This is a genomic window from Paraburkholderia sp. BR10872, assembly GCF_040965835.1.
GTDB lineage: Bacteria > Pseudomonadota > Gammaproteobacteria > Burkholderiales > Burkholderiaceae > Paraburkholderia > Paraburkholderia nodosa_A.
Window position 1 is genome coordinate 1 of sequence record NZ_JBFRCN010000001.1, and the last position, 20941, is coordinate 20941.

Below are 20941 nucleotides of genomic sequence, written 5' to 3' on the forward strand. Positions count from 1 at the left end.
TGTACTTGGCGTGCAGCTCCATGCCGAGCTGGAAGTTCTCGGTGGGCTCGCCGTCCTTGCCGACACCCATGTTGCCGGTGGCGACGCCCTTCACGGAACCGTCGTCGTTGTAGAGCACTTCGGCAGCGGGGAAGCCCGGGAAGATTTCGACGCCCAGGGCTTCGGCCTGCTGGCCCAGCCAGCGCGTGACGTTGGCGAGGCTGATGACGTAGTTGCCGTGGTTCTTGAAGTTGTCAGGCAGCGCCCAGTTCGGCACAGCCGTAGCCCCCGTTTCGGAAAGAAAAAGGAACTTGTCCTCGGTCACGGGCACGTTCAGCGGTGCGCCTTGCTCTTTCCAGTCTGGCATCAGCTCGTTCAGGGCGCGCGGGTCCATGACCGCGCCCGAGAGGATATGCGCCCCGATTTCCGAGCCTTTCTCCAGCACGCAGACGCCGATCTCAGCGCCTTTCTCCGCGGCCAGCTGCTTCAGGCGGATCGCGGCAGACAGCCCGGCGGGGCCGCCACCGACGATCACCACGTCGTATTCCATCGACTCGCGTGGGCCATGCACTTGCTGATTCCCTTCCGCCATCCCCGCTCTCTCCCTGGCCTCGTAACGTCGCCATGCTCGTTGGACTCTCGCCCGTCGAGGGCGCCATCAACACGGGAATCGCTTCCAGCATCCTCCGTAGGTGACAGCGAGGAGTATATATAAATGAATGTCGTATAACAATATGAACGGTAGAGATGGTGAATGCGGCTCAGAGCGGCGACCACTGAAACATCTCAAGGGGACCCGACGTGTGGAGAATGTTCTCCAGGAATTTGCGCGCTCGCGGCTTTATTCGCACGAGAACTCGGCGTCCGTCCGCAGGTCCGGCGTTCGCTTCACAAGGCCCAACTGCTCCGACGTTTGCGCGCTTCGCGATGCCGCCAAGTGTCGTCGTCAGAGGCGTCTGAAGCTGCGTCGGCGACTGTATATACGGTGGCCCTGAAACCACCGGTTGGTCCGGCAGCAACAACTCGGCAGCCAGAACGCCCTGGCTTGCAGCTGCCTCTTTGAGCGCCCGGTCGATGTGCGTCGACAGTCGAAACAGTCGTTGCCCGATAAGATAGACGTTCGCGTCTTCGGCTGGCCGCTCGCGCGCCCACGTGGTGGACTGTGCGTCATCTGCTTCAGGGATCGCCGGTGTATGCAACGCGGTGCACCCCGCGAGGAATTGCGCTTCGGCTTGCACGCGCTTCGAACAGTGCGCCTCCCCGCTGCCGTCCTGAACCACATCGACCCAGCGTGCCTCATCAAGTGCACTCAGGTGCCTGAGCACACTCGCGCGATATGTTCAATTCGCGCGCGCAGCACAATAAACGGCGCACGCGCCGAGCGAGTGTGTCCCAACTACTGTCCAACGAGATCGTAAGCAGCAAGTGCCGCAATCTCCGTCACTCCGCCGTCCACCGGCAGGCATGAGCCGGTAATAAACCGCGACTCGTCGCTGGCGAGAAACAGCGCGGCAGACGCAACATCCCACGCGTCTCCTTCCAGCGGAAGTGGTGCGATCTTGCGGCGCCGCTCGCGCGCCTTCTCATTGAGCATGCTCTGCACCATGGGTGTAAAGATGTGCCCCGGCGCGATGGCGTTGGCACGCACATGTTCACGGCCGTACATCACCGCTAATTCGCGCGTGAACGCAACCATGCCTGCCTTCGATGAACCGTACGCGGCTGACCCGTGACTGCGTATGCCGGCAACCGAACTGATATTGACGATTGCCCCGCCTCCGCGCGCCACGATCTTTGGCACGGCACTGCGACTCATCAGGAATGTGCTCTTCAGGTTCACGTCCATCACGCGGTCCCACGACGCCTCGTCGATATCCTGCAACCGTCCCGGTGCGCCTGAAATTCCGACGTTGTTCACGAGTATGTCCAGGCCACCATATCGCTCAACGGTCTCTTCGACGATTCGCGCGCACACGGCTGCGTCCGTGATGTCACCCGTACAGACGAACCCCTGACCGCCGGATTCGGTAATCAATGCGAGTGTCTCAGCAGCCCTTTCGTATTGCTGATCGACGAGGCATACGGATGCGCCCTCAGCCGCAAAAAGACAGGCAATAGCCTTTCCCGTCCCGTAACCTTGCCCGAGCGACCCCGCGCCAGTGACGATCGCGATCTTGCCGCTCAAACGCTGATAAAAAACTTTTGGAGAAGGCATGCTGTAGTCGAATGATGTAGTTGCTCGCCACTCAAAGTATTCGCGCGCTCCTCTGCCCTGTGCGGCTGTCCGTACGCGCGCTGGCGCCGGCATTTTCGACCAAGCTTAGTCTCACGGGGCCAATAATGCAACACATAGTTGCATTATTGGCCTTTGCGATCACCCGACCCTACTCTTGCGTGATCCACCAATGCCGCGCCAAAGCGCGCCGCGTAGGCTGTGTTCACCGCCTCCGTCTGGAAGCGAGTCTCGTTGATGGCGAAGATGAAATAGCCGTATGCGAGATCGCGTCTATAGTCTTCCCACGCTTCGTCGAACGAGGGTGCCTCGACTCCGCCAGTTGCCAATTGCGACAAGTAGTGCTCGAGCAGCGGCCGCTCCCACGCGCGACGGTCTTCGATATCGAGCGCGCAGCCTATGTGGTAGGCAACCTCCAGGCTCCACGGCGCCCGGCTTACCTGAGCATCGAAAAAGCCTGGTGTTCCGTCTGGCTCGACGAACAGGTTGCCCAGATGCGTGTCGCCATGAATGAGACACACGGGCTTTCCTTTGTGCTGGCTCGCAATGTCTGCGAGCGCTGCCACCATCCATTCACGATCGTGCAGGTACCGGCTCACGGCGGCCCCTCGCGGAAGCGAGACGTAGTGGGCCCACACATCCGGTTCCAGATAGCGATTCTGATATTCCAGCGACCAGTCGGAAAAACGCTCACCCACCCAATCAAAGCGGCCGCCCATTTCAAATTCGGCGCTGTTCCACGTTTGCGCGTGATAGCGCGCCATGGCACTCAACCGCCGCTCCACCTCTTCGTAGCGTTGCGATCGCTGCGCCCTGCAAAAGCGAGCCTCGCGCTGCTCCAGGTCTTCCATCACGACGACGGACTGCCATCGATCGGGATCCGCGCCTGCATAGAAGCATTTCGGCGCGTTCATATTTATGAATGGCAAAACGTCACGATAGAACCGCATTTCATTGCGGTACATGTCCTGCATTAACTCGCTGTGATCCTGAAAGCCACCTTTTACGATCATGCGCGAAGGCAGCGCCATCTCCCTGCCCACATCGTTGTACTCGAGCGCCACGCGCACTTTCGTCGACGTTCCAGGCAGCACGGCCAGGTGGTTGCACGAAGTCACTTCCACGCCCGCGAAGCGAAACGCGAGTGCCGACGTGAGCCACTCTGCGGTCACGCCTTCCACCGTGACCGGCAACGACATGTCACTCACCACAGCTAATGCAGACAAGATTTCCCCCTGGCGATTGAGATAGGCAAGCCGCGTGCGCATCGTCGCGCACAGAGTCGTTCGACCGCAACATGGGGAAAACCACACCTCGTCGAGCGTTGCATATTTTGAATGCCGTGCATATAGTTGCCTCCAGATGCAGATACTTTTTTGGCAGGCACCTGATGAATCTCCTTGACTCACCCACACTGGCCGATGACTTCGCCGGTGCCGCACCAGCAAGAATGCTCGCCCCGGAGGAATACCGAACCGAAGAGAGCGTGGCGTTCAAGATGAATCTGGTTCACCTTCTGCTGGGCAACGAAATCGACCGGAAGCTTGCCGCCAGCGGACTTTCCGCTCTCCAGTGGGGCATCCTGAAAGCGCTCTACGACGAGCGCGCACGCACGCCCACCGCTCTCTGCCGCATCCTTCTCGCGGACAGCAGCGCAATGACCCGGAAGCTCGATTCACTCGAAAAGCGCGGATTGATCGAGCGAATCCGAAGCATTTCCGATAGACGCAGCGTCGAACTCGCATTGACGGCAGACGGCCGTGGATTGCTGCGCGAGACCCTGCCGCACATCGTGGAAACGAGCAACCGCCAGCTTCACGGCTTCACGATGGACGAAGTCGCAACCGTCAAACGGCTTCTCGAGCGAATGATCGTCAACCTGAGCTGAACGGCTAGGTCCATGCCCGAATCGAGCGACGAATCCGCAAAAGCTCAGTGCTTGACTCAATTGAAAAAGGAGCAGTTCATGGAGCACACCGAAACAACCACACGACCGGCCGAGACATCGACGCAAGCGTCGGATTTTGCGCCGCTGCCGGTTGCGCATGTCTACCGCGGCCGTATGATCACCGGAAACGCGATCAGGCACGTATCGCGAGACCTCGGTCAGGGTTTCTGCACCCCCAAAATCGAACTCGATGATCTCGTCTGGCCGCGTGCGGAGTCGGGTCCTGCGTTCGATGTGCCTGTCGCGCAGATTATTGATTTTCTCGTCGAGCTCGGTCCCCGCCTGCATCTCGACGTCAATCCGCTAATGCAGGCCGCACTCGAATCGATGATCAAGGTTAGTCCCCTGGGACGCCGGATCCTCGAAAACTGCTATCGGGACATACCTAACCTGTTTTTGCGCGAGGTAATCGAAGACGAGTTGCGTGTGAGCCTTGGCGACGCGAGGCTCGTCGACGGCTGGGTAGAACGCACGCTGCGCGGCCGCCCTAGCCGTCTGCGCGCCTTCCCGCCGAGGCTCGTTCATATTCTGGCGGGCAACTCACCGATGGTCGCGGCTATGACCGTCATGCGCGCCGCGCTGACGAAAGGTGTGCATCTGCTCAAGCTGCCGTCGAACGACCTGTTTACGGCCACCGCGATTCTGCGCACGATGGCCGAAATCGATCCGAACCATCCCGTCACGCAGTCCTTTTCCGCTGCCTACTGGCGCGGAGGCGACGAGAACGTCGAGTCCATTCTTTATCGCCCGCAGTACTTCGACAAGATCGTCGTTTGGGGCGGCGAGAGCGCGGTACGCCACGTCATGCGCTACGCCGGGCCGGGTCTGGAACTGGTTGCTTTTGATCCCAAGGTGTCGATCTCCCTGATCGGCCGCGAGGCCTTCAGCTCCAACGAGGTTCTGCGCGAGGTCGCGCGTGCGGGCGCCGCCGATGTGCTGTCGTTCAACCAGGATGCGTGCAACGCAAGCCGCTATCAGTTCATCGAAGGCGACGAAGACGACGCCGACCGCTACTGCGAGCAACTCGCGCTCGCACTCGGCGAGGACTACCGTTATGGCGATGGCCAGGGTCCGCTGGTGCCGAGCGACATTCGCGAAGCCGTCGACGTGCTGCGTGAAATGGAGCCGCTTTATCGCGTGTTCGGTGGCTACGACGGCAAGGGTCTCGTCGTGCGCTCGGACGAAATGGTTGACTTCCATCCGATCTGCAAGACGGTCAACGTCATTCCCGTGGGCAGCTTGCGCGACGGAGCGCGCTACGCGACTGTCGCGACGCAGACCGTCGGTATCTATCCGCCGCATCGGGTAATCGAGGTGCGCGACGCCCTTGCGTGCGCAGGCGTGCAGCGCATGGTCGCTTTGGGCGAATCGATTTCGGATGGCGTTGGCGGCTACCCCCATGACGGCATGTTTCCGATCCACCGATTCATGAAATGGATCTCGGAGGAATCGGGTCCGAACCAGCAGGAGACGCGATAATGCATGCCCTTTCCTCCCTCCTGCAATTCACGGATCTGCAGGACCCCTTTCGCAACGCGCCCGAGAACCTCCATACCGTGCAGCTGCAAGCCGTACGGGAGCGCTTCGCGCAGCGCCGTCAACAAATTCGCATTCTCGACAAACGGGCCAGCGAAGCCGGCGTCACGGAACTTCGCACGCTGGACAACGCTGTTCCGCTGTTATTCGCGGACGCCGTCTACAAGAGCTATCCCGACTCGTTCATCGAAAACGGCAAATGGCGTCACCTCACAGCGTGGCTTCAGACCCTTACGACGAACAGGATCGATGGGCTCGACTACAGTAAGGTCGCCAATCTCGACGACTGGATCAACGAGTTGCGCCGCAACGGCCACTATGTGATGAGTTCGAGCGGCACCTCGGGGAAGCAGTCATTCATCTACCAGAGTGAAACCGACCGTGAGCTCGGCTGGCGCCTGCTCGACCAGGGTATTCGCTGGGCGGCAAGCGCCATGCGCGATCGGTCGCGCCGTTATCCCGCGTACCTTTTGACGCCCTCTTCCGGGTCCTACACCGGCACCGAGCGCATGGCGAAGTTCGCCGAGTCGATTGCGCTGCCTGGCGACATTCACTACATGTCGGACGTGCCACAAAGCGCCGCCCAGACCACACGCATGGCGCGCATGCGTCGAGCGATTGCGGACGGCACCGCGTTGCCCAGCGAAATCGAAGCCTTCCAGAACGAAAATCGTGAACGCACCGAGCGTGTGCAAGCCGACTTCCGGCACTTCATCGACGAGTTGCTCGAGCGGCGCCACGAACCGATGTTCATCATGGGCATGATGGGCATGCTCTACCAGATCGTAGCCACGGCGCGCGAACGAGGCATTCCCGACGGCGACTTCCACCCCGACACGATCATCAGTATCGGCGGCGGCAAGAAGGGTGCAAATTTGCCGGGAGATTTCCAGCAGCAGTGCGAACGCTTCTTCAATTTCAACGCGACCAATTTCAACGATGGATACGGCATGGGCGAAGTATCGGGGTTCTGCCCGTGGTTCCATGAAGCGAAGGCGTGGACGGTACCGCCGTGGCTCGTTCCTCTAGTGCTCGATTCCGCCGGCGAGCAGTTGCTGAATCCGCGTGACGGAAAAGGTGTCGTCGAAGGACGGCTTGCGATGATCGATCTGCTCGCCGACGGCCGCTGGGGCGGTGTCATCAGCGGGGACAAGGTCACCATGGAGTTCGGCCATGGCATCGACGGCGTGCGAACGCCCATCATACGCGACGTGGTGCGCTACAAGGATCTGCCCGGCGGCGACGACAAGCTTTCGTGTGCCGGAACGATCGACGCCTATGTCCGCGGAGAAATTGCGGATATGACCGAAGCCCGTATTGCCAATTGAGGCAATTCTTTTCAATATCACGTAGACCTACTCCACAATGACTGAGCAAACGACAAATCCGCCCGTGTGGTTCATCACGGGAGTCTCGTCCGGCTTCGGCCGGTCCCTGGCGGAAGCGGTCCTCGCACGCGGTGACAAGGTGGTGGGCACCGTGCGTAACGACACGCAGATAGCGCCGTTCGAGAATCTCGCGCCCGGGCGCGCCTACGGCGTGTTGCTCGACGTCACCGACGCCGCTTCGGTGCCCCGCGCCGTCGAGCAGGCCATTGGCCGGGCGGGCGCCATCGACGTTCTCGTGAACAATGCCGGCTACGGTCTGTTCGGCGCATTCGAAGAGGTTTCCGACAAGGAAGCGCGTCAGCTCTTCGATACCAACGTGTTCGGCACGGTCAACGTGATCCGCGCCGCACTGCCCCATTTTCGCGAGCGAAAGCGCGGGCATATCGTGAACTTTTCCTCGGTGGCCGGAGTGATCGGCATCGCGGGTTGCAGTTTCTATTGCGCGTCGAAACACGCGATCGAAGGGCTGTCCGAATCGCTCGCGCGAGAACTGAAGCCGTTTGGAATTCACGTGACCATCGTCGAACCCGGCGGTTTTCGCACGAATTTCGCGGGTGGCTCGCTGAAATGGAGCGAGATCGAATCGCCTGCCTACGCTGAAACGGTGGGCAAGATGCGCCAGATGATGGGTGGCTACCACGGCACGCAGGCGGGCGATCCAGCCAAGGCCGCCGCCGCCGTCGTGCGCGCGGTGTCTGCGGAGAACCCGCCGTTGCGGTTGCCGCTCGGCCCGGATGCCGTCGACGTCGTCCGAAAGAAGCTCGCGTCCGTACAGGACAATCTTGAAGCGTGGCTCGACGTGTCGAGTTCCACTGACTTTGATCGCTAACGCTGCAGAAGCTCGTTGCCCGGGAGACGACATGTCCGCACTGGACTCATTTTATGCAATGCTTCGCGATAACGCCGATCCGTTCCGCAATCACCCTGAAAACCTTCGCGAGCTTCAACTCGCCGCCATGAAGGAGCGTTTCGCCGGGCGCCGCAACCAGATCAGGCTGCTGCGCCGCCGCGCGGACGATCTGGGCGTTGAAACCATCAACCGCCATGAGGACATGGTTCCTCTCCTGTTCGCGCATCAGATTTACAAGAGCTACCCCGAGCAATTCATCGACAACGGCCGCTGGAAGCATCTGGCGGCCTGGCTGCAGACGCTTTCCAGCACCCCGGTGAGCGAAGTGGATATGACGGGCGTGGAAGACGTCGACGCGTGGATGGGCCGGTTGCGCGAAGCGGGACACTACGTGTTCAGCTCGAGCGGCACATCAGGGAAATGCAGCTTCATCAACCAGACGCAAGCCGATCTCGAGAACGTCACCGAGTCGTGTGTGAAACTCGGCGTTCACGGTAACGAACTGATCCGCCGAGATTTCGGCAAGCGCCCGGTATTCCTGATGATGCCGCCTGCCGGCGCGCATCGTCACATTGAACCGGTACTCGGCGCTGCGAAACGACTTGGCGCCGAAAGCACGCTGATGTTCGACGAACCGGTGCTTGCTTCCGCCACGATCTCGATGGGCCGCATGCGTCGTGCAATCGCCGACGGCTCCGCCAAACCCAGTGAAGTCGCGGCTTTTCAGGAACATGCGGTGGCGCGCCAGCGCCATACTGGCGCGATGATCGACAGATTTCTCGACAAGCTGGTCACACAGCGCGACGTCCCCGTTCTCGTACAGGGCAACTGGTCGCTACACTGGACGCTCGTTGAGCGCGCCCGCCAGCGCGGCATCGCCGATGGAATCTGCCACCCCGACACGGTGATCACGACCGGCGGCGGATTGAAGGGCACCTCGGCACCCACCGACTATCGGGAGCAGATCATACGCTTCTATGGCATTCGCCCGGAGAACGTCCAGAACAGCTATGGCATGTCCGAAATGATCGGAACCGGCCCCTGGTCGGAGGTGGCACAGGGCTACGCAATCTGCCCCTGGATCGTTCCGTTCGTGCTCGACAAAGCCGGTGAGCAGCTACTGAATCCGTCGGAGGGGCGCGGCATTGCCGAGGGCCGTTTCGCGTTTTTCGACCTGCTTGCCGAGGGATACTGGGGCGGCTTCATCACTGGCGACAAAGTCACGGTGGACTTCTCGCCGGCGGGGAACACCGACGGCCTCCAGGGACCACTGGTCAGGGGGGTCGGCCGCTATGCCGACCTCGAAGAAGGCGAAGACAAGCTCTCTTGCGCGGGCACGATGGAGTCGTATGTGCGTGGGATGATCAACGTTTGATTTCGGCCGCGAGCAACTGCGGGGCCCAGGGGGCCAGTATTGGCACCCTCTGGCGCTCGTGAGTATACTGATGCCCTAATTCCGTCATCAAAAGCTCAACGATGTCCAAACCTATGGCAGTTCAGGCTCCCGACGGAGCCTCGCGGCTCGCTGCGGCGGGCAAACCTCGAACAGCCGGCCGGCCCACCCACGACGACGCGGTCCAGCTGCGCGAGCGCCTGCTCGACGCCGCCAAAACGGTCTTCATGAGGGAAGGTTTCGGTGCCGCCAGGGTCGATGAAATCGCGTCACTGGCCGGCGTCAGCAAAACTACCGTTTACCGCCAGTTCGGCACGAAGGAAGAGCTTTTTCGCTCTATCGTCTGGCGCGGTATGTCCGACCTGCGCGGCAAGATCGATCAGCACCTGGTGCCCGGCCGCGATTTTTCGACCAGCCTGGCATCCCTGATCGATGCGCTCGTCGAACACATGGCGATACCGGACAGCATTCACACTTCACGCATGGTCATTGGCGAGGCGATACGTTTTCCGGATGTCGCAAGGCAGTTTCTGCAGTTCGTGGTGACGATGCTGGAGCCGCTCACGGCCGTTCTGGAAGCGGCAGCGGCCAATGGAATGATCGACATCGACGACCCTGCGAACGCGGCACGTGATCTCCTCACGCTGGTCACTGGCGCCCCCGAAGTGCACCTTGCGATCCAGACTACGCGCGCTGAACGCAAGCGTAGGGCCGAGAGGATTCATCGGATCCTGTTGACCGCCTGGAAGTATCGCGCAACGCTCGATAAGGCTCGGGCGAGAGCAATGCAGTAACGTTCGCCGCGCGCCTGCCTCGCCCGCAGACTAGCTGCCGACTTCCCCCATCACCTGAAACTGCCCGGATGCCTGGGCAATGCACTTCGCATTGGCCCAGATCCGGCAGTCCGAGAAAATCACCCGTTTCCCAGAGCGCAGAACGTCGACATGGGCTTCCACCCAGTCGCCCGGTTCAGCGTTGCCCATGAAGTTGACCGTCAGGCCCGTCGTCAACACCCTTACGGCCGGTTGACGCGAATACTTGCTCGCCCACGTAATGGCCGTATCCGCCAGCATGCAAACGGCGCCGCCGTGCATCATCTGGCCGAGATTCCGATGCGCTTCGCGCACGTACATACCGACGACGTGTCCACGCTCGCTCTTGCGAAAATAAGTAGGACCGAACATCTGATGGAAGGGGCCAAACTCCGGCATCAATGCAAAGCCCTCCGGAATGGGCTTTTCTTCGCTCTCTTCAAGCGCCTCTACCGCCAGTGCGTGTGCGTGTTCCAATGCCACTCTCCTCTTCGCGCCGTAGGTGACCGGCACCAATAAATGCTTTTTCATGGGGGAGACATAGCGTATCATTATTCGCACGCAAGTCAATTATATGAATGGATATGGACATCGGATCGCTCTTTACGCCGCTCGTTGTTCGAGGCGTCACGCTTGCCAACCGCATCGTCATGTCACCCATGACTCGCGGTTTTTCGCCCAATGGACTGCCCGGCAGTGACGTTGCCGCCTACTACAAGCGGCGCGCGCAGGGCGAGACTGGCCTTATCATCACGGAAGGTGTCGGTGTCGATCATCCGGCGGCCCTGGGCGAAGCCGGACTCGGCGAGAATTCGATTCCCGTACTCGCCGGAGCAGAATCGGTTGCCGCGTGGCGGCGAGTGACGAATGAAGTTCATGCGAGCGGCGGCGTCATCTTTCCGCAACTGTGGCACATGGGACCGATGAAAGAGGCGAACACAGGGCCCTTCCCCGCCGCCGCGCCACTACGGCCATCGGGGCTCTGGGGGCCGTCCGGACGCACGACTTCTCTCAACGCGGGCTACATGGAGCGGGTGAGGCCACCAACGCGCCCAATGACCGACACCGAGATCGCGGACGTCATCGCCGCCTACGGTCGAAGCGCGTCGTTTGCGAAGACCGCCGGATTCGACGGCATCGCCATCCACGGAGGGCACGGCTATCTGATCGATGCGTTCCTTTGGGCCGAGACCAATCAACGCACGGACAAATGGGGTAAGGATCTCGTGGCGCGCAGCCGCTTTGCCGCAGAAGTCGTGCGCGCGATACGCGAAGCGATCGGCGATACGATGCCGATTACATTCCGCTTTTCACAGTGGAAACAGCAGGATTTCCGTGCGCGCCTCGCCAACGATCCGCACGAGCTCGAACAGATCCTCGCACCGCTCGCAGATGCTGGCGTCGACATCTTCGAGGCGAGCACGCGTTATTTCAATCGCGCGGAGTTCCCGAGCTCGGAGATGAATCTCGCAGGCTGGGTAAAGAAAGTGACCGGCCGGTATGCTATGGCGGTGGGCGGAATCGGCATTAATAAGGGTTACTACGATTCCATGGCCGGCGCCGAAACATCGGTGCAACCCGACCTGACACCACTGCTGGATCGTTTCTCGCGCAACGAGTTTGACCTTGTTGGCGTAGGACGTTCGCTTCTGCACGACCCGAACTGGGCCCGGCGTGCCCGCCTTGGCGAGCCGTTTCTCGGATTCAGCAACGATTCGCTCGCGCGCCTCACCTGAAACGCAGTTTTGCAGTTGACGCCCCTGTATCAGGCGTCAACTGCTGTTGGTGGCCTGTTAATCTTCAGGTGCGCCCAGTAACCGGAATCAATGCACCGGTTACCCCCGACGCCGCTTCGGAAGCGAGAAAAAGAATCACGTTCGCGATTTCCTCGGGCCGTACCCAACGTGAAAAGTCTGCATCGGGCATGTCGTTGCGGTTTTGCGGCGTGTCGATAATACCCGGCAGGATCGCATTCACGGTAATTGACCGATCCTTGAGCTCTTCGGCTAGCGCCTCCGTCAAACGCATCACTCCCGACTTCGACGCCGTGTACGCACCCATTCCCATACCTGCCTTCAGTGCGGCACCAGCGCCAATGTTGACAATGCGACCGCCGTGCGCGCCGACAGCAAGATAGTCCAACGCCGCTTTCGATGCCGTAGCGGCCGTCCGCACATTCATCTGATACATCAAATCCCACGTCTCGAGGGAGCCGTCCGCCAGTGTTTCCCAGCGAAATCCACCCGCTATGTTGACGAGGGCATCGAGCTTGCCAAGCTGCTCGACAGTCGCCGAAAACGCCGCGCGCGCCGCGTCCAGGTCAGTCAGTTCCACGCCGCCTCGCCACCAGGAGGCGTGTAGCTGCTCCGCGCTCGCGCCCTCCGGCGCGGGCGCCTTGTCGATCAGCGCGACCTTCCAGCCATTGTCGGCAAATACCCGGCCCACCGCGCGTCCCAATGTGCCGAAGCCACCGGTTACCATTACTACCCGTTGCATGTCCGATCACTCCCTCGCCGCTTCGGCGTGAAAAATCAACGTCCCTTGAAAACCGGCTCACGTTTCTCGCGAAACGCGTTGACCGCTTCCTGGTGGTCTTCAGTCAAATTCGACAGCGCCTCGTAGGCGATCGACGCATCGAGAATCGAATGCGCGAGTTGCTTGAGTCCGATGTTGATTGAAGCCTTGGTCCATTGAATCGCACGCGCGGCTCCGTTTGCCAGCCGCTTCGCCATGGCATCGACAATGGCATCGAGTTCGTCAGCCGGCACGGCGTGATTGATGAGCCCCAGACGCGCCGCCTCTTCCGCAGTGAGGAGGTCACCCGTCAGGAGGTATTCCTTGGCCTTCGCGTAGCCGACGAGCTGCGGCCAGATCACCGCGCCGCCATCGCCCGCTACGAAGCCGACTTTCACGTGCGGATCGCCGATCTTCGCGTGATTCGCCGCGTAGCTCAGATCCGAGAACAACGCGATCGTCGCGCCCAGACCAATTGCATGACCATTGATCTTCGCGATGACCGGCTTCGGACAATCGAGCATCGAGAAGACGATTTTTTTGGCGCGCTGCATGCCTTCCAGAAATAACGCCGGGTTGTCGATGACCTGCTGCATGTGCTCGATATCACCGCCCGCGCTGAATGCGCGCCCAGCGCCCGTCAACACGACAACACGGGTCTCGCCGTCCTCCGCGACATCGAGAAAGAGCCGCGACATCTCAATGTCCATTTGCTCGTCAAACGCATTCAGCGTTTCGGGGCGGTTGAGCGTGACGGTCAGGACGCCGCCGTCGCGTTCGAGCAATAACGCCTTATAGTCCGAAATATTCATGGCTTACCTGTTCACAAAGAAGAGACAGCGCGGGACGACGGGTCGCGCCGCCGCGCAAACGCCGGATGCGATTCCCGCTGCACCGGCGCCCCGCGCGACTTCGATTACACCTGCAGCGGAATGAACCTGCGACCGTTGTCGTACATGATCTTGCGCGTGTCTTCTTCGGCAAGCCCATTGAGCGCTTCCGCAGCGAAGTCTTTCGGCTCCGGCACGCCTTCCGCGTGCGGATAGTCGGAGCCCATCAACAGAAAGTCCGACGATCCGGTTTGCGCGATGATCTGGCCGATGTCGTCCTCGGGATACGCGACCACAAACACGTTTTCCTTGAAGATCTGGCTCGGGCGCTTCTTTAGTTGACCGCACGGCCAGTAACCATTCTTCGCCATGCCCCGGCACTTGTCCATTTTCACGAGCAGCGACGGCACCCATTCGGCACCGTTTTCCGCGCTGCACAGCTTGACGCGCGGGAAACGCTCGAAGAAATTGTAGAAGATGAACGACGACAGCGTTTCCATCACCGGACGCTCGCCGTAACCGTGCATCCAGACAAAGGCGGTTTGACGCTGGCGCGACTGCTGCACCGGCTCGCCCCACACCGCCATGTGATCCTTCATGTAGATCGCTTCCGACACGTGGAACGTGACACGCACGCCCGCTTCGTTGAGGATCGACCAGAACGGATCGAAATACGGGTCCGCCGGCGCACGGCCATTGAACGGCCCCATCGGCATCAGGATTACGCGGACGCCGTTCGCGACCAGCCATTTTGCCTCGGCGACGGCGGCGTCGAGATCGTCGAGCGTGACGACCGGCGTCGTGTAGATCCGGTCCTTGTAGTTGAAGCCCCAGTCGTCGAGCATCCACTGGTTATACGCATGCAACACGGCATTTGCGGCGGCAGGCTCGTTGAGGTACGAAATGCACGCGACCATTTCGCCGATGTACATCGTGCAGGCTTCCACGCCGAATTCGTCCATCTTCTTCAGGCGGGCGTCGCGATTGAACATGTCCGGCGTCGGGGCGACACGCATGTCGACGTTGTCCTTGCCGTCCTTCATCGCGCGCAGCCATTCATGCAGCTTGCCCGGCGGCGGCACGTGCCCCTCGGCCGAGGTGTAGCCTTCGCTGATTTCCACCTTGCGGTCGCCGACATACATGCAGCGGTTGCCGTCGGCCGTGACACGGCTGGTGAACGACCAGTCCTTCTTGAACTTCTCGGGCAAGTGGCGGCTGTATGCGTCCTCGACTTCGTAGAAGTGCGTGTCCGCGTCGTAGATCTTCCCTTGGTACGCTTGCATGAACTCTCTCCTGATTGTGGGGGAGCGCTGCTCAACGTGCGCCCTTGAGAGAAGTATCGGCTCAAGCCATCAGCCCAAAAACTCTCATATCGAACACAGAAACGTCGATATCGAATTGATATCGATCGGCGCCCTCGCGATTTCCGAAGCTCGCACATGGCATCCTCCGGAAAACATCAATACGAACATCGTTCGCATATGAGTATACTCGAAACGATACATACAACCGGAGACGCTCATGCAAGTTGAAGTCCTCTCGCAGCAGGCACACCGAGCACAACCCGTAGCCGGTCCGCCGCGCGGGTTCACGATGGCGATCCTGCTGGCCGCAGTGGCCGCCTCGTCGGGAATCACCGTTATCTATACGGTGCTGGTCACACTCTACAAAGCCTTTCCCGCTTCGAACTCCGTGAGCTGGACGGTTACCGCATACTGGCTCGGCTCGGCCGTCTTTGCCGCGGTGAGCGGGCGGCTCGGTGACCTGCTGGGCTACCGTCGCATCCTGCTCGTGGTGATGTCGGTCGCTGCCGCCGGCGCGGTCGTCGCCGCCTGTGCAACCCATGTCGGCATGCTCGTCGCCGGGTGCGCGATGCAATCGATCGCGGCAGGCATTACACCGCTCTCCATCGGCCTGGTCCGCGAGAACCTGCCGCCAGCGAGGCTGCCTGGCGCGGTGGGCCTGATCAGTGCTGCAGGCATGGTATCCGCGGGGCTGGTCTACATTTGTGCGGGCGTCGTCGTGGATCACTATTCCTGGCAAGGCGGCTTTTGGTTCAAAGTCGCGCTTTGCATCGTGGCAGTCGCTGCCGTACGCGCGTGGACGCCGCCGTCGCCACAGCATCCCAGCGTCCGGATCGACTACCTTCGAGGCCTTGCGTTCGCTCCAGCACTTTGCGCGATCCTCTTTGCGGTGCAACAGATCCGCGCGTGGGGGCTCGGCGATGCGCGGCTTTGGGGTTTGATCGTCGGCGGCATGGTCGTGCTGGGACTATGGGCGCGGCATCAGCTCAACGCGCGTCATCCGCTCATCAACGTGCGTCTGCTGAAGACGCGCGAGGTCGTCCTGGCGAATGCCTGCATGGCATTCCTCGCGGCAGGCGCCATGCAACTGGGACAGGTTTTCTCGCTGCTCGCCCAGCAGCCTGCCGGCACGCACGCTGGATTCGGACTGAGTGCAACAGCAGCCGGATTACTGATGTTCAGCGTCAACATCGTCGCGATGGTCGCGAGCCCGTGGAGCGGCCGCGTTGCGGCCCGCTACAAGGCGCGTCGCGCCGCCTTGATCGGCATGGCCATCCTGGCCTTTGCCTGGGCCTCACTGATCGCGCTTCATCGCAGCCTGCTGATCTTCGTTCCAGGCGCGGTCCTGTGCTCGTTCGGGCTCGCCTTCGCGAGCACGGCGCTGTACAACCAGATCGTGGAAACGACGCCTGCGCATCAGACAGGCGAGGCAACGGGCATGCTCTACGTCTTCTTCTCGTGCTTCTTCGCGGTAGGCGCCCAGGTGGTATTCGTGCTGTTACGCGGCGCGACGGGGGGACATGACGGTGCGTCGTTTCCCGCCGACAGTGGCTATGTTTCGGTGTTCGTCTACATCGCCTGCAGTTCGATTGCCGGACTGCTGATCGCTTGCATGCTGCCGAAGCGTCACGCCCGTTGATCGTCGTTGCGAACGACCTGTTACACGCCGGTCCGACGCTTCTTCGAATTCGCCATGCGTGCCGAACATTGAAGCATGTGCTTCAATGCTCGGCACGCTGGCCGGTCACTCATCTTCGGCTTGACCCAATGCAGACGCACGCTGCGCCACCCTGATCATGTTCTGCTCGAGTTGCGGGCGTTCGCGATCGAAACGCTCGAGCGGCGCACCAATCGCCATCGCCGCAATCACGTTACCGTTCGGCCCGAAGATCGGTGACGACACACCCGCGGAGTCCGGCAGCAATTCGCCGCGGCTCACCGACAAACCGGTTTCGAGGATGTGATCGAGTTCGTCACGCAGCGCCTTCTTCGTCGCGACGGTTTGCGGCGTACGGCGCTCGAACTTGACCGTCTTCATGTAGTCGGTGACGAAAGCCTCCGGCGCATGAGCCAGCAGCACGCGCCCCGCAGCCGTGCAATAGAGCGGACGGCGCAATCCGATGTGCATCGAATAGCGCACGGATTGTTCGCTCTCGATCACATCGACATAGGTGATCTCCTTGTGCTCGTGATCAAGGACGCCGATATAAACGGTTTCATTGGTGCTCTTCGAGAGATCCACCAGGAACGGGCGCAGCATCTTCGAGAAATTCCACGCGGCCATCACGCCGGCGGACAAGCGGAAGATCGAAGGCCCCAGGCGATAGCGGCCTGCGTCGTGCATCAAATACCCTTCCGCCACGAGAGGCCTCAGCAGATTGAGCAGGCTGCTCTTCGGCGACTCGAGGGCAACATTCAGTTCTGCCAGCGACATCCCTTCCGGAGACTTCGCCAGCACATCGAAAATTCCGAGGAGTCGGGTCAGCGAGCGCGGCCCGCTGACATCCCGGTCCGCCGGCGCTGAGGTCTCTTTCAACATGATTTTCCCCATGAATTGACTGTATCGATTATACGGGAACTATTCACATAGTTTTACAACGATCACAATTTGGCACACTTTTGCACCGCCTGAATTCGGGAATACGCCAGGGCGCCTCCGCATTCAGGTTGAGATATAGTTGAACGGCGTTCATAAAATTGCAATGCAGGAGCAACGCTTTCCGGACCATCCACGCGGCACGCTCGCGCGTCGAACTGCAGCATCAAACTTCACTTCTGGATCACACATGCACACGAAAAAACTGGCAGAAAAGGTCGTCATCGTGACCGGAGGCGGGCAAGGCGTTGGACTCGGCATTGCCCGCGCGCTTGCCACCCAGGGCGCGAGTCTGGTGCTGACTGGCCGCACGGAGAGCAAACTCACGCACGCTGCTGACGAATTGAGTGCCCTCGGCTCGCAAGTGCTCGTCGTGCCTGGTAACACGCGCAATCGAGCCGACGCCGTGCGCACGGTCGAACTTGCCATTGAGCGTTTCGGACGCGTGGACGCGCTTATTGACAACGCACAAAGCAGCACCCCGGGTGTGCCGCTCGAGTCCGTTACCGACGACGACTGGAGCGACACACTCGAGTCTGGCTTGTACGGCACGCTGTATTTCATGCAGGCCGTATTGCCGCACATGAAGGCACAGGGCCGCGGCGCCATCGTCAACTTCGGCTCGCGCACAGGCATCGAAGGGCTCAAGGGATTCGGCGCGTACGCCGCAACCAAGGAGGGCATTCGTGGACTTTCACGTGTTGCCGCGCGCGAATGGGGTGCCTATGGCATCACCGTCAACGTCATTTGCCCGGCAGCGCTCACGCCAGCCGCTGAAGCCTATCTCGAGGCCAATCCCCAGGAACGCACGCGCTATCTCGGTGAAATCGCTCTTGGCCGCTTCGGCGATCCTGAGCTCGATATTGGACGAACAGTTGCATTTCTGTGTAGTGACGACGCTAATTTCATAACCGGGCAGACTATCAGTGTGGACGGCGGACAGTCAATGCTTTAGTGCGTCTTTTTGAACACAGTTGCAATATATGAAACGAGAAGTTGCATTTCCCAGCGGCGCAGAGAATTTAATTGAACTAACAGTTGCATTAACTGAGATACCTCGATCCGACGGCGAGTTCGCACGAGACGCCTACCAAAACGATCGAAAGTGGTCACATATTTCTCCTCCGGCACACTTCGCGAGAGCGTGTGGAGTTTGACCTTGGCTGCGGGACACCGAGCCAAGGTTTTTTTTGCGCCGTTGTGTCAGGCGATTTTCAACGGGGGCACCGCGACGTCGAGACTCACCCGAAGCCGTAAAGCGATGAACGGATTTTTGGGCGACGGCGAAGAGGACGCTCACCACGACAGACCGAATCGGCCTGTGGAAATTGCGATCTCGATGCCGCCTTTCAAGAAAGCAATCAGTACCATTCCGATGTGAAGAACGGCAAGTGCACGTCCATCCAGTCGTATTCGCTGCGGCAGACCGCCCATGCCCACCGGGGTGACTTTCCACCGCGCTGGGCAGCGTCCGATCGTTGGTGCAGGCGCGAATGATTTGAAGCATCCCCGCCCGCTTCGAGATACCCGACTTCTACCTCGGTTGTGCCTGCGATACCGCTATTGCTATTCTCAGTCGTCATGATTCGTCCTTTAGCTACCGCTTACTCCACCGCCTTCACCATCTCCTCGATCACCTTCTTCGCGTCGCCGAACACCATCATGGTTTTATCCATGTAGAAGAGTTCGTTGTCGAGGCCCGCGTAGCCCGCCGCCATCGAGCGCTTGTTCACGATGATCGTGCGCGCCTTGTACGCCTCGATGATCGGCATGCCCGCGATCGGCGACTTCGGATCGTTCTTCGCCGCCGGGTTCACCACGTCGTTCGCGCCGAGCACCAGCACCACGTCGGTCTGGCCGAACTCGTTGTTGATGTCCTCCATTTCGAACACCATGTCGTACGGCACCTCGGCTTCCGCGAGCAGCACGTTCACGGCTTCTCGCTGAACAACGCCATGCTGATCATCGCGGGGTCGCTGGTGGGCTCTTCCGGCGCGATCCTCTCGTACGTCATGTGCCACGCGATGAACCGCTCGTGTCTCCGGCGTCGCGGCCACGCGTGTTTCGTTCGCCCGAGTTTCTGCGGGTATTCCAATGTGCATCAAAGAACCCCTGATTGCAAAAGCGTGATGCGAAACAAGCCAGTTGGCCGCCGAGGGTTCGCGCAACCCCGCAACCATCCTCGAATGTCTCGCAACGACAGTGACATTCGTTGTCCTGATTGATATGGATAGTCCGCAAGAGAGCGCAGCCCCGAAGGGCTGCGCTTCGCAAGATCGTGCTTTCTAAATTACCTTCTTTTCGCGCAAGGTATCGATATCGGACTGCGACATACCCAGCACATCGTGCAGCACGGCGTCCGTGTGCTGCCCGAGCATCGGCGGCGCGCCGTACGAATCGATCGGCGTGCCCGACATCTTCACCGGATTGGCAACCATACGGACCGCCTCGTCGGTGAGCGGATGCGCGACTTCAACACACATCGCACGCGCCTGCACGTGGGGATCGGCGAACACTTGTTCCAGATTGTTGATCGGCCCCGCCGGCACCCCTGCCGCGTCGAGAGCCGCCAGCAGTTCATCGCTTTGCCATTCGGCGATCAGCGGTTCGAACACTTCGCCGAGCGCGCGGCGATTCTTCACTCGCAGTGCAATCTCGCTGAATCGCGGGTCGCTGGCGAGTTCGGGATGCCCGAGGACCTGGCACATCCGCGCGTATTGTTCGTTGTTGCCCGCAACGATCATGATGTCGCGATCGGCACAGCGGAACATGCGCGACGGCATGCCGCCGTTTCCCTCCGTACCGCGCCGGACCGGAACCTGCCCCGAAACGAGGTACTGGCTCGCATAGTGCGAGGTGGCGGCGATCATCGCGTCCAGCAGCGCCAGGTCGATGTACTGCCCCTCCCCACTGCCGCCTTGTGCCGCGTCGCGATGATAGAGCGCGGCGATGATCGCGGACGCCGCGTACTGTCCACAAAGGATGTCCGCGAGACTGGGCCCGGTTTTCATCGGTCCGCCGCCCGGCACGTCGTCGCCGTTGCCCGTGACGCTCATCAGACCGCCCATCGCCTGGAAAATCGAGTCATATCCGGGGCGGGGACTGTACGGCCCGGTTTGTCCGAACCCCGTTATCGAGCAGTAGATCAAGCGAGGATTGACGAGTTTGAGGCTCTCGTAGTCGAGCCCGTAGCGTTTCAGGTCGCCAACCTTATAGTTCTCGAGCAGCACGTCGCAATGCGCAGCCAGCGAGCGGATCAGCGTCTGGCCGTCGGGCGTCGAAATATCGCACGTGATCGACTTCTTGCCACGGTTCGCGCTGATAAAGAACGTCGATTCGCGCGTAACCTTGCCCTCCCGATCCATGAGAAACGGCGGGCCGAACTGCCGCGAATCGTCCCCTTTGCCCGGACGCTCGACCTTGATGACCTCCGCGCCGAGATCCGCCAGCATCTGCGCCCCCCAGGGCCCCGCGAGAATACGGCTCAGGTCGAGTACGCGAACTCCCGTCAACGCGCCTTTTGTCATATCAAACTGTCCCCTTGAATTCATACCGGCC

General features: G+C 60.6%; 20 protein-coding genes and 1 pseudogene. 10 read left to right on the top strand and 11 right to left on the bottom strand.

The annotated features are described in order from the left end of the window. The 4 genes from AB4Y43_RS00005 to AB4Y43_RS00020 all read right to left on the bottom strand — a co-directional run. Positions 1-571: NAD(P)/FAD-dependent oxidoreductase (locus AB4Y43_RS00005; RefSeq protein WP_368726659.1), on the bottom strand; the 571-nt coding region annotated here is incomplete at its 3' end. A 169-nt stretch (positions 572-740) separates the two neighbouring features. Further along, positions 741-1304 (bottom strand): hypothetical protein, encoded by a 564-nt coding sequence (locus AB4Y43_RS00010; protein WP_342947410.1) that lies wholly within the window; start codon positions 1302-1304, stop codon positions 741-743. Between the two features lie 71 nt (positions 1305-1375). Next, complete coding sequence (locus AB4Y43_RS00015; protein ID WP_342947409.1) at positions 1376-2194, bottom strand: SDR family NAD(P)-dependent oxidoreductase; 819 nt, start codon at positions 2192-2194, stop codon at positions 1376-1378. 143 nt (positions 2195-2337) lie between these two features. Beyond that, positions 2338-3411: a phosphotransferase gene (locus AB4Y43_RS00020; protein ID WP_342947408.1), complete on the bottom strand. Its 1074-nt coding sequence runs from the start codon at positions 3409-3411 to the stop codon at positions 2338-2340. 98 nt (positions 3412-3509) lie between these two features. On the opposite strand from AB4Y43_RS00020, the gene AB4Y43_RS00025 reads away from it, so the two are divergent. The 6 genes from AB4Y43_RS00025 to AB4Y43_RS00050 all read left to right on the top strand — a co-directional run bounded on the left by AB4Y43_RS00025 (position 3510) and on the right by AB4Y43_RS00050 (position 10121). Next, a complete protein-coding gene (locus AB4Y43_RS00025) occupies positions 3510-4100 on the top strand; it encodes a MarR family transcriptional regulator (RefSeq protein WP_342947407.1) in 591 nt (196 codons plus the stop codon). Between the two features lie 78 nt (positions 4101-4178). Next, positions 4179-5639, top strand: a complete 1461-nt coding sequence (locus AB4Y43_RS00030) for an acyl-CoA reductase (protein WP_368726660.1) — start codon at positions 4179-4181, stop codon at positions 5637-5639. Beyond that, on the top strand, positions 5639-7024 hold the full coding sequence (locus AB4Y43_RS00035) for a hypothetical protein (protein WP_368726661.1): 1386 nt from the start codon (positions 5639-5641) through the stop codon (positions 7022-7024). Before AB4Y43_RS00030 ends, AB4Y43_RS00035 begins: the two co-directional genes overlap by 1 nt. A gap of 37 nt (positions 7025-7061) precedes the next feature. Beyond that, entirely contained in the window at positions 7062-7913 is an 852-nt protein-coding gene (locus tag AB4Y43_RS00040) for an oxidoreductase (protein WP_342947404.1), read from the top strand. Continuing rightward, positions 7903-9309 carry a hypothetical protein gene (locus AB4Y43_RS00045; protein ID WP_368726662.1) on the top strand — a complete coding sequence of 469 codons (1407 nt, stop codon included), beginning with the start codon at positions 7903-7905 and terminating at the stop codon, positions 9307-9309. Before AB4Y43_RS00040 ends, AB4Y43_RS00045 begins: the two co-directional genes overlap by 11 nt. A 113-nt stretch (positions 9310-9422) precedes the next feature. Continuing rightward, entirely contained in the window at positions 9423-10121 is a 699-nt protein-coding gene (locus tag AB4Y43_RS00050; RefSeq protein WP_256095044.1) for a TetR/AcrR family transcriptional regulator, read from the top strand. A gap of 30 nt (positions 10122-10151) precedes the next feature. Here AB4Y43_RS00050 and AB4Y43_RS00055 read toward each other — a convergent pair whose 3' ends face one another. After that, positions 10152-10670: a PaaI family thioesterase gene (locus AB4Y43_RS00055; RefSeq protein ID WP_368726663.1), complete on the bottom strand. Its 519-nt coding sequence runs from the start codon at positions 10668-10670 to the stop codon at positions 10152-10154. Positions 10671-10723: 53 nt separating this feature from the next. Between AB4Y43_RS00055 and AB4Y43_RS00060 the strand changes: the two genes are divergently transcribed. Beyond that, positions 10724-11875, top strand: a complete 1152-nt coding sequence (locus tag AB4Y43_RS00060) for an NADH:flavin oxidoreductase (protein ID WP_368726910.1) — start codon at positions 10724-10726, stop codon at positions 11873-11875. Between the two features lie 64 nt (positions 11876-11939). Here AB4Y43_RS00060 and AB4Y43_RS00065 read toward each other — a convergent pair whose 3' ends face one another. The 3 genes from AB4Y43_RS00065 to AB4Y43_RS00075 all read right to left on the bottom strand — a co-directional run bounded on the left by AB4Y43_RS00065 (position 11940) and on the right by AB4Y43_RS00075 (position 14766). Beyond that, positions 11940-12635: an SDR family NAD(P)-dependent oxidoreductase gene (locus tag AB4Y43_RS00065; protein WP_368726664.1), complete on the bottom strand. Its 696-nt coding sequence runs from the start codon at positions 12633-12635 to the stop codon at positions 11940-11942. A gap of 35 nt (positions 12636-12670) precedes the next feature. Continuing rightward, entirely contained in the window at positions 12671-13465 is a 795-nt protein-coding gene (locus AB4Y43_RS00070; RefSeq protein WP_368726665.1) for an enoyl-CoA hydratase/isomerase family protein, read from the bottom strand. Between the two features lie 104 nt (positions 13466-13569). Next, positions 13570-14766 carry an amidohydrolase family protein gene (locus AB4Y43_RS00075; RefSeq protein ID WP_069268775.1) on the bottom strand — a complete coding sequence of 399 codons (1197 nt, stop codon included), beginning with the start codon at positions 14764-14766 and terminating at the stop codon, positions 13570-13572. 238 nt (positions 14767-15004) lie between these two features. Here AB4Y43_RS00075 and AB4Y43_RS00080 point away from each other — a divergent pair, with 238 nt between their 5' ends. Then, a complete protein-coding gene (locus AB4Y43_RS00080) occupies positions 15005-16426 on the top strand; it encodes an MFS transporter (RefSeq protein ID WP_368726666.1) in 1422 nt (473 codons plus the stop codon). A gap of 105 nt (positions 16427-16531) precedes the next feature. Here AB4Y43_RS00080 and AB4Y43_RS00085 read toward each other — a convergent pair whose 3' ends face one another. Then, a complete protein-coding gene (locus AB4Y43_RS00085) occupies positions 16532-17326 on the bottom strand; it encodes an IclR family transcriptional regulator (RefSeq protein WP_368617228.1) in 795 nt (264 codons plus the stop codon). 139 nt (positions 17327-17465) lie between these two features. Here AB4Y43_RS00085 and AB4Y43_RS00090 point away from each other — a divergent pair, with 139 nt between their 5' ends. Next, complete coding sequence (locus AB4Y43_RS00090) at positions 17466-18338, top strand: SDR family NAD(P)-dependent oxidoreductase (protein WP_368726667.1); 873 nt, start codon at positions 17466-17468, stop codon at positions 18336-18338. Positions 18339-18987: 649 nt separating this feature from the next. Here AB4Y43_RS00090 and AB4Y43_RS00095 read toward each other — a convergent pair. After that, a pseudogene (locus AB4Y43_RS00095) lies at positions 18988-19416 on the bottom strand (NAD(P)(+) transhydrogenase (Re/Si-specific) subunit beta); the annotation flags it as partial. Between AB4Y43_RS00095 and AB4Y43_RS00100 the strand changes: the two are divergent. Continuing rightward, positions 19339-19608 (top strand): NAD(P)(+) transhydrogenase (Re/Si-specific) subunit beta, encoded by a 270-nt coding sequence (locus AB4Y43_RS00100; RefSeq protein ID WP_368726668.1) that lies wholly within the window; start codon positions 19339-19341, stop codon positions 19606-19608. The pseudogene AB4Y43_RS00095 and the gene AB4Y43_RS00100 overlap by 78 nt on opposite strands. A gap of 60 nt (positions 19609-19668) precedes the next feature. Here AB4Y43_RS00100 and AB4Y43_RS00105 read toward each other — a convergent pair whose 3' ends face one another. After that, a complete protein-coding gene (locus AB4Y43_RS00105; RefSeq protein ID WP_069268778.1) occupies positions 19669-20910 on the bottom strand; it encodes a CaiB/BaiF CoA-transferase family protein in 1242 nt (413 codons plus the stop codon). Positions 20911-20941 lie beyond the last annotated feature (31 nt).

Bases quoted from the DNA above. Each gene is read 5' to 3' on its own strand.
- AB4Y43_RS00055 (WP_368726663.1), bottom strand. From the start codon at position 10,670: ATGAAAAAGCATTTATTGGTGCCGGTCACCTACGGCGCGAAGAGGAGA.
- AB4Y43_RS00060 (WP_368726910.1), top strand. From the start codon at position 10,724: ATGGACATCGGATCGCTCTTTACGCCGCTCGTTGTTCGAGGCGTCACG.
- AB4Y43_RS00065 (WP_368726664.1), bottom strand. From the start codon at position 12,635: ATGCAACGGGTAGTAATGGTAACCGGTGGCTTCGGCACATTGGGACGC.
- AB4Y43_RS00080 (WP_368726666.1), top strand. From the start codon at position 15,005: ATGCAAGTTGAAGTCCTCTCGCAGCAGGCACACCGAGCACAACCCGTA.
- AB4Y43_RS00105 (WP_069268778.1), bottom strand. From the start codon at position 20,910: ATGACAAAAGGCGCGTTGACGGGAGTTCGCGTACTCGACCTGAGCCGT.
- AB4Y43_RS00035 (WP_368726661.1), top strand. From the start codon at position 5,639: ATGCATGCCCTTTCCTCCCTCCTGCAATTCACGGATCTGCAGGACCCC.
- AB4Y43_RS00040 (WP_342947404.1), top strand. From the start codon at position 7,062: ATGACTGAGCAAACGACAAATCCGCCCGTGTGGTTCATCACGGGAGTC.
- AB4Y43_RS00070 (WP_368726665.1), bottom strand. From the start codon at position 13,465: ATGAATATTTCGGACTATAAGGCGTTATTGCTCGAACGCGACGGCGGC.
- AB4Y43_RS00030 (WP_368726660.1), top strand. From the start codon at position 4,179: ATGGAGCACACCGAAACAACCACACGACCGGCCGAGACATCGACGCAA.
- AB4Y43_RS00100 (WP_368726668.1), top strand. From the start codon at position 19,339: ATGCTGATCATCGCGGGGTCGCTGGTGGGCTCTTCCGGCGCGATCCTC.
- AB4Y43_RS00015 (WP_342947409.1), bottom strand. From the start codon at position 2,194: ATGCCTTCTCCAAAAGTTTTTTATCAGCGTTTGAGCGGCAAGATCGCG.
- AB4Y43_RS00085 (WP_368617228.1), bottom strand. From the start codon at position 17,326: ATGTTGAAAGAGACCTCAGCGCCGGCGGACCGGGATGTCAGCGGGCCG.
- AB4Y43_RS00075 (WP_069268775.1), bottom strand. From the start codon at position 14,766: ATGCAAGCGTACCAAGGGAAGATCTACGACGCGGACACGCACTTCTAC.
- AB4Y43_RS00020 (WP_342947408.1), bottom strand. From the start codon at position 3,411: ATGTCGTTGCCGGTCACGGTGGAAGGCGTGACCGCAGAGTGGCTCACG.
- AB4Y43_RS00025 (WP_342947407.1), top strand. From the start codon at position 3,510: ATGGGGAAAACCACACCTCGTCGAGCGTTGCATATTTTGAATGCCGTG.
- AB4Y43_RS00050 (WP_256095044.1), top strand. From the start codon at position 9,423: ATGGCAGTTCAGGCTCCCGACGGAGCCTCGCGGCTCGCTGCGGCGGGC.